This window comes from Ferrimonas balearica (assembly GCF_019802085.1).
In the GTDB taxonomy this organism is placed as follows: Bacteria; Pseudomonadota; Gammaproteobacteria; order Enterobacterales; family Shewanellaceae; genus Ferrimonas; species Ferrimonas balearica_B.
This window is the reverse complement of record NZ_JAHVHV010000002.1, coordinates 397,193-410,489: the sequence shown is the minus strand read 5'-3', so window position 1 is coordinate 410,489 and position 13,297 is coordinate 397,193. Positions and strand designations below refer to the sequence as shown.

General features: G+C 66.3%; 11 protein-coding genes. 6 read left to right on the top strand and 5 right to left on the bottom strand.

The annotated features are described in order from the left end of the window. Positions 1-91 precede the first annotated feature (91 nt). From KUV81_RS10175 to KUV81_RS10160, 4 genes are read left to right on the top strand one after another with little or no spacing between them, the layout of a single operon-like run. Positions 92-1,006 carry a DMT family transporter gene (locus tag KUV81_RS10175; protein WP_222543756.1) on the top strand — a complete coding sequence of 305 codons (915 nt, stop codon included), beginning with the start codon at positions 92-94 and terminating at the stop codon, positions 1,004-1,006. Then, entirely contained in the window at positions 1,003-2,160 is a 1,158-nt protein-coding gene (locus tag KUV81_RS10170; RefSeq protein ID WP_222543755.1) for a M20 aminoacylase family protein, read from the top strand. The genes KUV81_RS10175 and KUV81_RS10170 overlap by 4 nt, the downstream gene beginning before the upstream one ends. A gap of 26 nt (positions 2,161-2,186) precedes the next feature. Continuing rightward, positions 2,187-2,648, top strand: coding sequence for an SRPBCC family protein (locus KUV81_RS10165; protein ID WP_222543754.1), 462 nt, complete (start codon positions 2,187-2,189; stop codon positions 2,646-2,648). Between the two features lie 50 nt (positions 2,649-2,698). Then, positions 2,699-3,175, top strand: coding sequence for a dual specificity protein phosphatase family protein (locus tag KUV81_RS10160; protein ID WP_222543753.1), 477 nt, complete (start codon positions 2,699-2,701; stop codon positions 3,173-3,175). Here the strand turns inward: KUV81_RS10160 and KUV81_RS10155 are convergent. The 5 genes from KUV81_RS10155 to xerD all read right to left on the bottom strand — a co-directional run bounded on the left by KUV81_RS10155 (position 3,143) and on the right by xerD (position 8,442). Then, positions 3,143-3,940, bottom strand: a complete 798-nt coding sequence (locus KUV81_RS10155) for a ParA family protein (RefSeq protein WP_222543752.1) — start codon at positions 3,938-3,940, stop codon at positions 3,143-3,145. The two genes, KUV81_RS10160 and KUV81_RS10155, sit on opposite strands and share 33 nt — an antisense overlap. A 114-nt stretch (positions 3,941-4,054) precedes the next feature. After that, positions 4,055-4,852 (bottom strand): SDR family NAD(P)-dependent oxidoreductase, encoded by a 798-nt coding sequence (locus tag KUV81_RS10150; RefSeq protein ID WP_222543751.1) that lies wholly within the window; start codon positions 4,850-4,852, stop codon positions 4,055-4,057. A 106-nt stretch (positions 4,853-4,958) separates the two neighbouring features. Then, complete coding sequence (recJ, locus tag KUV81_RS10145) at positions 4,959-6,683, bottom strand: single-stranded-DNA-specific exonuclease RecJ (protein WP_222543750.1); 1,725 nt, start codon at positions 6,681-6,683, stop codon at positions 4,959-4,961. Between the two features lie 69 nt (positions 6,684-6,752). Beyond that, positions 6,753-7,472, bottom strand: a complete 720-nt coding sequence (dsbC, locus tag KUV81_RS10140; RefSeq protein WP_222543749.1) for a bifunctional protein-disulfide isomerase/oxidoreductase DsbC — start codon at positions 7,470-7,472, stop codon at positions 6,753-6,755. A gap of 82 nt (positions 7,473-7,554) precedes the next feature. Beyond that, complete coding sequence (xerD, locus tag KUV81_RS10135) at positions 7,555-8,442, bottom strand: site-specific tyrosine recombinase XerD (RefSeq protein ID WP_222543748.1); 888 nt, start codon at positions 8,440-8,442, stop codon at positions 7,555-7,557. A gap of 222 nt (positions 8,443-8,664) precedes the next feature. On the opposite strand from xerD, the gene KUV81_RS10130 reads away from it, so the two are divergent. Both KUV81_RS10130 and KUV81_RS10125 read left to right on the top strand, forming a co-directional pair. Beyond that, positions 8,665-9,822 carry an efflux RND transporter periplasmic adaptor subunit gene (locus KUV81_RS10130; protein ID WP_261389333.1) on the top strand — a complete coding sequence of 386 codons (1,158 nt, stop codon included), beginning with the start codon at positions 8,665-8,667 and terminating at the stop codon, positions 9,820-9,822. Next, on the top strand, positions 9,822-12,983 hold the full coding sequence (locus tag KUV81_RS10125; protein WP_222543746.1) for an efflux RND transporter permease subunit: 3,162 nt from the start codon (positions 9,822-9,824) through the stop codon (positions 12,981-12,983). The genes KUV81_RS10130 and KUV81_RS10125 overlap by 1 nt, the downstream gene beginning before the upstream one ends. Positions 12,984-13,297: the final 314 nt, after the last annotated feature.

The window sequence follows — 13,297 nt, the reverse complement described above, 5'->3', positions numbered from 1 at the left end:
GCTCAGCGGCGCAGACCTTGCCAGGCTTGTGGACCCCTTTTATGCTGTGGGGCCAATAACAAGAAGGCGCTTGAGCGCCACAAGGAACCTCATGTCCCCCACCCCACTCAAGGGCTGGCTGCTGGCGCTGCTGGCCACCCTGATCTGGTCCGGCAACTTCATCGTCGCCCGCGGCCTGGCCGAGACCCTCTCGCCCCTGGCCCTGGCGTTCTGGCGCTGGACCGTCGCGGTCGTGGTGCTGCTGCCCTTCGCCCTGGGGCCCACTTGGCGCGCCCGTCATGCCCTCAGGCGCCACTGGCGATTCCTGCTGGCCAGCGCCCTGATGGGGGTGACCCTGTTCAACACCCTTATCTACCTGGCCGGTCACACCACCGAAGCGCTCAACCTGTCTCTCATTGCCATCAGTTCGCCCATATTTATCCTATTGTTCTTAAGGGTGTTTTACGGCGAACGCCTGCGCCTCGGCCAGCTTCTGGGCACCGCCATCACGGTGCTCGGTGTGGTGCTGCTGATCACCGATGGTGATCTGGGGCGCCTGACCGGCCTGGCCCTGGCCCAGGGGGATCTCTGGATGCTGCTGGCGGCCCTGCTGTGGGCCGGTTACACCCTGCTGCTGCGCCACAAGCCGGCGGAACTGAGCCCGACGGTGTTCCTGCTGGCCACCTTTGTGCCCGGCTGGCTGATGCTGCTGCCCCCCTATTGGCTGGACAGCCTGGGGCAGGCTCCGGTGGCCTGGAGCCCCACGGTGATTGGTGCCCTGCTCTACGTGGGCCTGGGCGCCTCCCTGGTGGCGTTTTTCTGCTGGAACCAGGCGGTGCAACAGCTGGGCGCCGCCCGTGCCGGGCTGGTGTATTACCTGCTGCCCCTGTTCAGCGGCCTGTTGGGAGTGTGGCTGCTGGCCGAGCCCATCGGCCTGAGCCAACTGACCAGCATGGCCCTGATCCTCAGCGGCATCGCCGTGGCCACCGGCGTGCTGTCCACTCAACCCAAGAAGGAGACCCCATGACCGATTACGCCGCCCTGCGACGGGACCTGCACCGCCATCCGGAGCTGGGCTTCGAGGAACACCGCACCAGCGCGGTGGTGGTGGAACACCTCAAGCGCTGCGGCGTGGACGAGGTCCACACCGGCTTGGGTCACACCGGGGTGGTGGGGATCGTCCGCGGTGCCCTGGGCGAGGGGGAGCGCATCGGCCTGCGGGCGGACATGGACTGCCTGCCGATGACCGAGGAGAACACCTTCGCCCACGCCTCCTGCCAGCCGGGCAAGATGCACGGCTGCGGCCACGACGGCCACACCACCATACTGCTGGCCACCGCCGAGGCCCTGTGCCAGCACCGCCAGTTCCGCGGAGAGGTGGTGCTCATCTTCCAACCGGCGGAGGAGGGCCACGGCGGCGCCGCAGCCATGGTGGCGGACGGGCTGCTGACCCGCTTCCCCATGAAGCGGGTCTACGCCCTGCACAACTTTCCCGGGATCCCCCAGGGCCACATCCACCTGCGCCCCGGCCCCATGATGGCCAGTTCCGATCGCTTCCGGATCCGGGTCCAGGGCAAGGGAGGCCACGGCGCCATGCCCCACCTGGCGGTGGACCCGGTGCTGGTGGCGGCCCACATCCTGGTGGCCCTGCAAAGCCTGGTCAGCCGCAGCCAGAACCCCATCCGCCCGGCGGTGGTCAGCTGCACCAAGGTGCAGGCCGGCGAAGCCACCAACGTGATCCCGGATCACGCGGTGCTGGAGGGCACCTTCCGCGCCTTTGACCCCGAGGACCGGGCCCGCATCGGCGCGCAGATGGCCACCCTGGCAGCCCACACCGCCCAGGCCTTCGGCGCCAGCGCCGAGACCACGCTGAACCAGGGGGATCACATCGGTTACCCGGCGGTGATCAACGCCGCCGACGCCACGGAGATCGCCCAGGCCGCCGCCCGGGCCGTGGTGGGCGACAGCGCCGTCAAAGCGGACGCCGATCCGGTGCCCGGCAGCGAGGATTTCAGCTTTATCGCCGAGCAGGTGCCCAGCTGCTACGTGCTGATGGGCAACGACCGGGGCAGCGAGCAGGACCAGTATTTCCTCCACCACCCCAGATACGACTTCAACGACGCCCTGATCCCCACCGGGGTGGCCTACTTTGCCAAGCTGGTGGAGTTGGAACTAGGGTAAGGAAAGGCCCACAACCGAGGCAGGCTATGAGATACACCACCGAGGTGCGCATCGCGCAGCCCAGGGCAAAGGTGGTGGCCCTGTTCGACAACCCGGACAATCTGCGCCAGTGGCAGCCGGAACTGCTGAGCATGGAGCCCCTGGAGGGGATCCCCGGCCAGCCCGGCTCCCGCACCCGCTTCCTCTACCGCATGGGCAAGGGGGAGCTGGAGATGGTGGAGACCATCGAGCTGCGTCAGCTGCCGGAACGCTTCCGCGCCGTGTTCGAGGCCGAGGGGGTGTGGAACCGCTGTGACAACCACTTTATCGATCAGCAGGCCCACACCCTGTGGCGAATGGAGAATGAGTTTCGCTGCCGGGGCTGGATGCGGCTGATGACCTGGTTTGCCCCCTGGATGTTCAAACGCCAGACCCGCCAGAGCATGGCCCGGTTCCAGGCCTTCGCCGAACGCGAAGGGGGAGAAGCGGGATCCGGCGGGTCGCAATAGCCGGCGGGCTTTGGTAGTCTGCCCGCCAATTTCCAACCAAAGCGATTCAAATGGAACATCTTTTTTGGCTGGAGCCCGGCCGCATCGCCGGTCGCAGTGGCCCCAATAAAGACCCCTGGCAACCGGGCGAGCTGGCCGAGGCGGGGATCACCACGGTGCTCTCACTCAACGACGCCGACCAGGTGGACGCCGCGGCCCTGGCCGAGGCGGGGATCCGCCACCACCACGTCGCCCTGCCCGACGCCATCCCCCCCGCGGAGCGGGACAAGGACGCCTGCCTGCTGCGCCTGCCCCAGGCTCTGGCCCGGCTCAACCCGGCCCTGACCCAGGGCGAACGGGTGCTGATCCACTGCCGTTCCGGCAAGGACCGCACCGGCATGCTGATGGCCTACCTGCTGATGGTGCGCCAGGGGCTGGCGCCGAAAAAGGCAATGGCCGAGGTGCGGCGGGTGCGCCCCATCGCCTTCTCCGCCGAGGGTTGGGAAGCGATGACCCTAGCGGTGCTGGAGCGGCTCGCCCCCCGCTAACGCCGCCTCCGGCTCCAGCTCCGCCCACAGCGCCTGGAACTGGGCCGTCAGCTTGTGTCGCGGCGCGAAGTGGCACAGCGGCGTCTGCGCCTGGTGGGACTCGCGCATCTTCACCGAGCTGCCCAGGTAACTGCTCATCACCGGCAGTTCCTGATCCGCCAGATCCGCCACCAGGGCCCGGGGCAGCCGGGCCTGGGGATTGAACTGGTTCACCACCACCCCCTCCAGCGCCAACTCCGGGTTGTGATCCCCCTTCAGCTCCAGCAGGTTGTCCATCAGCCGGGTGATGGCTTGGGCGGAGAAGCCGTCACAATCAAAGGGGATGAGCACCGAATCGGCGGCAATCAAAGCCGCTTTGGAGTAGAAGTTGAAATTCGGCGGGGTGTCGATGTAGACCCGGTCGTAGGCCTCCCCCAGCTGGTCCAGGGCATCCCGCAGCTTGAAGATCTTGTAGCGCATCTCCAGCTCCCGCTCCAGGGGCGCCAAGGCCTCGCTGGCGGGCAGCAGATCGAGATCCGGCCAGGGCGTTTCGTACAGGTACTCGCCGGCCGGCGGCAGGGAGCCGAACCAGCCCACGGTTCGCTTGAGCAGGTCCGCCACCGTCGGTCCGCTGCCGGGCCAGCCCAGGTAGTGGCTGCTGTTGCCCTGCACATCCAGGTCCACCAGCAGGGTTTTAAGCCCCGCTGCGGCGCTGATGGCCGCCAGGTTGACGCTGATGCTGGACTTGCCCACGCCCCCCTTCTGATTGAACACCACCCGTCTCATGGTCCACCTCCCTGGTCATCGTCCTGGTGATAATTTAACCAGCCACGGGGCAAAAAAAAATGCAGACACCGTCTGCATTTTTGATATCAATCATGACATTGCCATGACGTGGGGTCAGAGGGCGCGGATGATGCCCCCCTCCACGCGCAGCGACTGGCCGTTCATCGCCCGGTTGGCGGTCAGGTAGACGGTGGCCTTGGCCACTTCGTCCACGTCGACAAAGCGCTGCAGCAGCGAGGTGGGCTCATGATCGGCAAAGTAGTTCTGGGTCAGTTCCTCCACCGGCTTGCCCTCTTTGGCCGCCAGGGTGTCGAAGTAGTTCTCCACCCCTTCGGTCCAGGTGGGACCCGGCAGCACCGAGTTGACGGTGACGTTCTTGCCCTTGGTCAGCTCCGACAGCGCCCGGGACAGGGACAGCAGGGCGGTCTTGGTGACCGAGTAGTGCACCATCTGCCCCAGGGGCTTGATGGCGCATTCGGAGGAGACGTTGACGATGCGGCCGAAGTCCCGCTCCAGCATGGACGGCATCAGTGCCCGGGAGAGGCGCACAGCGCTCATCACGTTGACGTTGAAGTAGTGCATCCACTCGGCGTCGTCGATCGCCTCGAAGGCCTTAACCTCGAAGATCCCGGTGTTGTTGATAAGGATGTCGACGCCGCCGTCGGCCTCCAGTTTGGCCAGCAGGGCATCGCTTTGAGCCGCGTCGGACAGATCCGCCGCCATGGCCAGCGCACGGCCCTCGGCACCGGTGGCCTGGGCCAGCTCGGCCGCCACCGCTTCACAGCGGCCCTGGTCGCGGCCGTTGATGATCACCACGGCACCCTCTTCCAGGTACTGCCGGGCGATCGCCTTGCCGATGCCGCCGGTTGAGCCGGTTACCAATACGCGTTTGCCTTGTAACGCCAGATCCATAGGTCCTCCCACGGGGGTTTTTGGGTGTGGCTCAGAGTGTAGGAGGCACCATCAGAGACAGGAAATGATTCTTGATGATGGTTTTAATAACGTGGCGTTATGAACCTTACTGGGGCTCCAGGTGCTCCACCATCAACTGCACCGTGTCCCGCCCCCGCCAGTGGTTGACGTCCAGCTTGTACACCAGGGTAACCCACTGGATGGCGGCGTTGGGCCAGGTGGCCAGATCGACGTTGAAGGCGATGGCGTCCAGCTGACGGCCGCCGCATTCGGTCTCCAGGGCCAGCTTTAAATGCTTCTGCCCCACCAGGCGCTGGTCCAGGATGCGGAACCGTCCGTCGAACAGCGGCTCGGGGAAGCCCTGGCCCCAGGGGCCGGCCTGGCGCAGCATCTGGGCGGTCTCCAGGGTCAGGTCCAGCGCCCCCAGCTCGCCGTCCGAGAGCAGCTCGCCGGTAAGCGCCGCCTCGTCCAGCTGTTGGCGCACCTCGGCGTCGTAGAGCTCGGCGAAGCGGTCGTAGTCCGCCTCCTTGAGGCTGAGGCCCGCCGCCATGGCGTGGCCGCCGAACTTGAGGATCAGCCCCGGGTGCTGGGTGTCGATGCGCTCCAACAGATCCCGCATGTGCAGCCCGGGAATGGAGCGGGCGGATCCCTTGATCTCACCGCCGCCGGCATCGGCAAAGGCGATCACCGGTCGGTGGTAGCGCTCCTTGATGCGGGAGGCGAGGATCCCGATCACCCCCTGGTGCCAGTCGCTCTGGTAGAGCGCCACCCCCCAGGGCAGGGCCTGCTGCCCCAGGTCCAGCGCCTCCAGCGCCTTGACCGCTTCCTCCTGCATCCCCTGCTCGATCTCCCGCCGCTCGCGATTCAGCGCATCCAGCTCGCTGGCGATCTGACGCGCCTCCACCATGTTGTCGGTGAGCAGGCACTGGATCCCCAGCGCCATGTCGTCCAGGCGACCGGCGGCATTGAGCCGGGGTCCCACGGTAAAGCCCAGATCCGCGGCCACCAGGCGGTTCGCCTCCCGGCCAGAGACCTCCAGCAGGGCCTGGATCCCGGGGCGGCAGCGACCGGCGCGGATCCGCTTGAGCCCCTGGTGCACCAGCAGCCGGTTGTTGGGATCCAGCGGCACCACGTCCGCCACCGTCCCCAGAGCCACGATGTCCAGCAGCTCCGCCATATTGGGTATCGCCAGCCCCCGGGCCTCGAACCAGCCCCGGCGGCGCAGCTCTCCGCGCAGGGCCAGCATCAGGTAGAAGGCCACCCCCACCCCGGCCATCGACTTGGAGGGGAAGGGGCAGGCGTCCCGGTTGGGGTTGATGATCACGTCCGCCGCCGGCAGGGTCTCCCCGGGCAGGTGGTGATCGGTGACGATCACCGTCATGCCGGCGGCCTTGGCGGCGTCCACCCCGGCGTGGGCGGAGATCCCGTTGTCCACGGTGATCAGCACCTCGGCGCCGTCCCGCTGGGCCAGGGCCACCAGCTCCGGGCTCAGGCCGTAGCCGTAATCGAACCGGTTGGGCACCAAAAAATCCAGGTGCTGGCCGCCCATGGCTCGCAGCGCCAGCATGCACAGGGCGCTGGAGGTGGCGCCGTCGGCGTCGAAATCGCCGACGATCAGCACCCGCTTCGACTGGGCCAGGGCGTCCGCCAGCAGCCCCGCCGCTTCCGCCGCGCCGCTCAGTGAAGCGGGGTTGAGCAGGGCACTGAGCTCGGTCTCCAGTTCACTGGCCGCACCGACGCCACGGCGGGCGTAGATCTGGCGCAGCATGGGGGGCAGGCTGTCGGGAAGATGGCGGTCATCGACCTGGGGGCGTCGGGTGATACGGGGCATGGCGTCCGGTCTTGGCAATAAAAAACGGCGCGGGTCCACCGCGCCGTGATATCGGGGTCTGATTCAAGATTACTGGGTTTGCAGGGTCTTGAGCAAGCGCTCCGGCGGCAGGTAACCGGGCACCATGGCACCGTTGTCCAGCACCATGGCGGGGGTGCCGTTGACGCCGAAGGTCATGCCCAGGGCGTAGTGCTCCGCCACCTTCTTGCCGTCGGCGCAGGTGACGTGGTCCACCTTGCCACCACCCTTGGCGGCGGTCATGGCCGCGCGGGGGTCCTTGGCGCACCAGACGTCCTGCATGTCGGTCCAGGACTTGCTGCGCTCACCGCCGCGGGGGAAGGCCAGGTAACGGATGGTGATCCCCATGGCGTTGTAGGCCTCCATGTCGTCGTGCAGCTTGCGGCAGTAGCCGCAGGTGATGTCGGTAAAGACGTTGACCACGTACTTCTCGTCCTTGGCCTTAAACTCGATCACGGTGTCGCTCACCTTGGCCAGCAGCTCCTGGCGGACGCCGCTCATGCGCTGCTCGGTCAGGTTGGTCATGCCGTCGTCGAGGTCGTAGATGGCGCCGTGCACCAGCTTTTTGCCGTCGGCGGTGACGTAAAAGATCCCCTGGGGGGTGATCACCTCGTACAGCCCGGTCACCGGCGATTCGGCGATGGCTTCGGCGGGCAGGCCCAGCTTCTGCTTGAGGGCGTCGGCGATGGCCTGCTCGGGGGTCGCGGCCAAACTGGAGCCGCTGACCAGCAACAGGGCGGCAGCCAGCATCGAAGTGATTGGGTGTTTCATCATGGATATCCTGTTTTACGTCGTTATGGAGTGAGACCCGACCAAGGCGGAAAAAGTTACCGCAGATGGGGCACCAATGCCATCACCGCGGGTGGTGTTGTCGATGCAACTCGGTCAATCGCGCCTGTGCCACATGAGTGTAGATCTGGGTCGTCGACAAATCACTGTGTCCTAAAAGCAATTGTACGACCCGCAGATCCGCCCCATGGTTCAACAGGTGGGTGGCAAAGGCGTGCCTCAAGGTGTGGGGAGAGAGTGGTTTTGTGAGCCCACTCACCTGCGCGTAGAATTTCACCCGGTGCCAGAAGGTCTGACGGGCCATCTGCACGCCCCGACTGGAGGGAAAGAGCACGTCGGAGCGGTTCAGCCCCAGCAGCGCCGGTCGGCCCTGGCGCAGGTAGTGCTCCAGCTGATCCTGGGCCTGCTCCCCCATGGGCACCAGGCGCTCCTTGCCGCCCTTACCCACCACCCGCACCACCCCCTGGCGCAGGCTGACCTGCTCCATCTGCAGGCCGGTCAGCTCGCTGACCCGAAGCCCGGTGGCGTACAGCAGCTCCAGCATCGCCTTGTCGCGAAGCTGGATGGGGTCCTCGGGATCCGGTGCCGAAAGCAGCGCCTCCACCTCCGCCTCGGACAGGGTGTCCGGCAGCTTGCGATCCAGCTTGGGCTGGGCGATCAGCGCCATAGGATCGTCCTCCCGCTCCCCCCGGCGCACCAGATCGGCGTAGAAGCGGCGCAGCGCGGTCAAGCAGCGGGCGGTGCTGCTCTTGGCGCAGCCGGCCTGGCGTCGGGCGGCCAGATAGGCGCGCACCGCCTCACCACCGGCCTCGGCCAGGCGCTCCCCCCGGGGGGCCAGAAACTCGGCAAAACGAGAGAGATCAGAACGATAGGCCGCTAGGGTGTTGTCGGAGAGACCCCGCATCGCCCAGAGATCGTCGCAAAAGCGCTCGATGATTTGGTCGTTTTCCATCAATATCAGCGTATTACCCCTATGCCGCCACCCTAGTCAGGCGCTTTGGTTCGGTCAATGTAAATTTGCGTTATAACCCTTTACAATTGCCCCATTAACATCCGGCCACAGCCTGATAACGTAGGCTGCCATCGGTCCCCCTCGATGGCCAGTATCAGGCCGTGGGGTCGGAGCCCAAGTCAAAGAAGGATTTTTGCTATGCCATTGTTGCTCAGACGCACGATGCCCCTCTGGATTCTGCTGCTCTTTGTCGGTGCCGCCGTGGGGCTGGCCAGTCTCAAGCAGCCGCCGGAGAAGAAGGAGCAGGCGGAGGTGCTGCCCATCGTCGAGGTGGTGGAGGTGGCCAAGAGTGCCCACCGGGTCCACCTGCGCTCCTACGGCGTGGTGCAGGCCAAGCGTCGCACCCAGCTGGTGGCGGAGATCAGCGGCCGCCTGGTGGAGCTCTCCCCCAAGTTCGTGCGCGGTGAGTGGGTGCGCCAGGGCGAGCTGCTGGCCCGCATCGAGCCGGCGGACTACCAGGCCGATCTGATGCAGGCCCAGGCCAACCTGGCCCAGGCCGAAGCCCAGCTGCAGGAGGAGGTCGCCCGCGGCAAGGTGGCGGAGCGGGAGTGGCAGGGGGTGATCGAAGGGATCCCGCCGGAGCTGGGCCTGCGTAAGCCCCAGCTGGCCAAGGAGCAAGCCAATGTGCGCAGCGCCCAGGCCGCCCTGGCCCGAGCCCAGCGCAACCTGGAGCGCACCGAGATCCGCGCCCCCTTCGACGGCCTCATCGTGGCCCGGGACGTGGACCTGGGCCAATACATCAACGTCAGCTTGAAGCTGGGTGAGGTGCAGGGCACCGAGGTGGCGGAGATCCGCCTGCCGGTGCCGCCGGAGGACATGGAGTTCCTGGCCAGCCTGGACGGTGCCGAGGTGATGCTGACCCAGACCCTGGCGGAGCGCGAGCTGAGCTGGCAGGCCACCCTGGTGCGCTCCGAAGGGGTGGTGAACGACGACAACCGCATGGTTTACCTGGTGGCGGAGATCGCCGACCCCTACGGTCTGGAGCAGGACCGTCCCCACCCGCTGAAGTTCGGCAGCTTCGTCAACGCCCGCATCGCCGGGCGGCAGATCGACGGCCTGGTCAACCTGCCCCGCCACGCGGTGCGCAACCAGCGGGTCACCGTCATCAAGGCCGACAACACCGTGGAGCTGCGTCCGGTCAACGTGGTGCGGGCGGATCTGGAGAGCGTCTACATCCAGGGCGGCCTGGAGGACGGTGAGCGGATCAGCTTGAGCGCCATGGACAGCGTGGATTCCGGCCGCAAGGTCAAGGTGCTAGGTGAGGAGGTCCCCGGTGATGCCCCCGGCGCCGCCCAGCTGGCCGTAAGCGGAGCCAACTGATGGAACAGTACGATACCCGACGGGGGATCATCGCCTGGTTCGCCCGCAACAACGTCGCCGCCAACCTGCTGATGTGGGTGCTGCTGATCGGCGGCACCCTCTCCGCCTTCCTGATCAACAAAGAGGTGTTCCCCACCTTCGAGCTCAACCGGGTGATGGTGCAGGTGGCCTACCCCGGCGCCGCCCCCCAGGAGATCGAAGAGGGGATCATCATCAAGATCGAGGAGCAGATTAAGGACATCGACGGCATCAAGCGGATCCGCTCCGTGGCCTCCGAAAGCGTCGCCTCGGTGACCATCGAGGTGAAGGACGATTACGATCCCAAGGAGGTGCTGGACGAGGTCAAACTGCGGGTGGACGCCATCTCCACCTTCCCCGACAGCATCGAACAGCCCAACATCTACCAGCTCAAGCCCACCCCCGAGGTGATGTGGATCTCCATCTCCGGCGAGGAGCTGAGTCTGACCGAGCTTAAGGAGCTGGGCAAAACCATCCGGGATGAGATCACCGCCCTGCCCGGCGTCACCCGGGCCAGCCTGTTTGGCCACCGGGATTACGAGATCGCCATCGAGGTGTCCGAGAGCAAGCTTCGGGAGTACCGCCTGACCTTCGACGACGTCGCCATGGCGGTGCAGCGCTCCTCCATCAACCTGCCCGGCGGTTCCATCCGCGCCGCGGACGGCGACATCCTGCTGCGCACCGACGGCCAGGCCTACACCGGTGAGGAGTTCGAACGCATCGTGCTGCGCAGCCAGGCGGACGGCTCCCGACTCTACCTCTCCGACGTCGCCACCGTGGTGGACGGCTTCGAGGAGCGCCTGGGCTACGCCCGCTTCGACGGCAAACGTTCGGTGGGGATCGAGGTCAACAGCGTCGACAACCAGAACGCCCTGGCCATCGCCGAGACGGTGATTGACTACGTCGAGCGGAAGCAGGCGGAGCTGCCAGCCACGGTATCAGTCGAGTACTGGGGCGACTTGACCCAGTTCCTCTCCGGCCGCCTCAACCTGATGCTGAAAAACATGGTTCAGGGGGCGGCGCTGGTGTTCCTGGTGCTGGCCCTGTTCCTGCAACTGAAAGTCGCTTTCTGGGTGATGTTGGGCCTGCCCATCTGCTTCCTGGCGGCCCTGATGATGATGCCGGTGGAGCCCATGGGGCTGTCCATCAACATGATCACCCTGTTCGGCTTCATCCTGGTGCTGGGGATCGTGGTGGACGACGCCATCGTCATCGGCGAGTCGGCCTACGCCCAGGTGGAGAAGGACGGCCACAGCACCGAGGCGGTGATCAAGGGCGCCCGCAAGGTGGCCATGCCCGCCACCTTCGGGGTGCTGACCACGGTGGCCGCCTTTATCCCCATGCTGATGGTGACCGGCTTTATGGGCGCCATCATGGGCTCCATCGCCGGGGTGGTGATCCTCTGTCTGCTGTTCTCCCTGGTGGAGTCCAAGCTGATCCTACCGGCCCACCTGGCCCACATGACCCCGGCCAAGCCCGGTTACGGCTGGGGCCCCTGGCTGAACCTCAAAGCCTGGCTCAACGGCGGGATCCAGCGCTTTATCCATGAGAAGTACAAGCCCACCCTGCGCTGGCTGATGGAGTGGCGCTACAGCGTGCTGGCCAGCTTTATCGGCATGATGGTCCTCTGTGGCGGCCTTATCGCCTCGGGCCTGGTGCGCACCGTCAGCTTCCCGGACATCCCCTCGGACTTCATCAACGTTCAGCTGGAGATGGAGCAGGGCGTCTCAGAGCAGCAGACCCTCAAGGTGGTGCAGCAGATGGAGACGGCGCTGTTCGCCACCAACGACGCCATCGCCGCCGAGGAGGGCAAGGACGTGGTGCGCCACAGCTTTGTCTGGCTCGGCTCCCGCACCAACGCCTCCATGACCATCGAGCTTATCAAGGGCGAGGCGCGCACCATCGACGGCGTCGAGATCGCCGCCCGCTGGCGCGACAGCATGCCGGAGCTGGTGGGGGTCAAGGTGCTGGAGATCAACGCCTCCACCAACGGCGGGGGCGGCGACGTCGCCTTCCGCTTGAACGGCACCGATCTGGAGCAATTGGTCGCTGCCGCCGATGAGCTCAAGGCCAAGCTGGCCACCTACGATGGCCTGTACGACATCCAGGACAACTTCACCTCCGGCAGTCAGGAGGTGCGCCTGGCGGTCAAACCCGAGGCCGAGGCGCTGGGGATCACCCTTTCCGATCTGGCCCGCCAGGTGCGCTGGGGCTTCTACGGCTACGAGGCCCAGCGGATCCTCCGCAACAAGGAGGAGGTCAAGGTGATGGTGCGTTACCCCGCCGACCAGCGCCGCACCATCGGCCACCTGGAGAACATGCGGATCCGCACCCCTGCCGGCACCGAGGTGCCCTTCTCCAGCGTCGCCACCGTAGAGCTGGCCCAGAGCTACGCCTCCATCAGCCGCACCAACGGGGTTCGCTCCATCACGGTGCGCGCCGACGCCCACAAGGGCCGGGTGGAGCCGGGCAAGATCATCAGCGAGATCAACAGCGAGTATCTACCTGAGCTGACCGAGCGCTACCAGGGGATCACCACCGCCCTGGACGGCTCGGCGGAGGAGGACGCCGAGAATACCGCCAAGATGATCCAGGGGGCCTTCTTCGCCTTCTTCACCATCTACGCCCTGATGGCGGTGCCGCTGCGCTCCTACACCCAGCCGCTGATCATCATGTCGGTGATCCCCTTCGGCATGATTGGCGCGGTGATCGGCCACCTGGTGCTGGGGCTGGATCTCTCCATGCTGAGCCTGTTTGGCATCATCGCCCTGGCCGGGGTGGTGGTGAACGACTCGCTGATTCTGGTGGACTTCATCAACCGGGCCCGGGCCGAAGGGGTGCGCCTCAAGGACGCCGTGGTTCAGGCGGGCACCGAGCGCTTCCGCGCCATCGTGCTCACCTCCCTGACCACCTTCCTGGGGCTGGCGCCCATCACCCTGGAGACCAGCCTGCAGGCCAAGATCGTCATCCCCATGGCGGTCTCCCTGGCCTTCGGGATCCTGTTCTCCACCCTGGTGACCCTGGTGCTGATCCCCACCCTCTACCTCATCCTGGATGACGTGAAGCGGTTGATGAAGTGGTGGTGGCGCCCCGGTGGCGTGCCCCACCCCCTGCGCCGACCCGACTCGGCCATCAAGCCCTGAGCCCAAAACGCCACCGACCCGGTGGCGTTTTTTATGGCCCATCCGACCGGGGACATTGGCCTGCCCTCCAGGCACCCACCTTGGCCCCCCCCGCTCTCATCGCCGAGCGGGCAATAACACGCCCCGCCAATGGGCGGGGCTGGTTCGCAGGGGGTCGGTTAGCCTTGAACGGCCACCGACCCGGTGGCGTTGTTTATGGGCCGTCCGACCCATCCGGCGGCATTGGCCTGCCCTCCAGGCCCCCACCTTGGCCCCCCGCCCTCTTCGCCGAGCGGGCAATAAAAAGCCCCGCCGATGGGCGGGGCTGGTTCGCA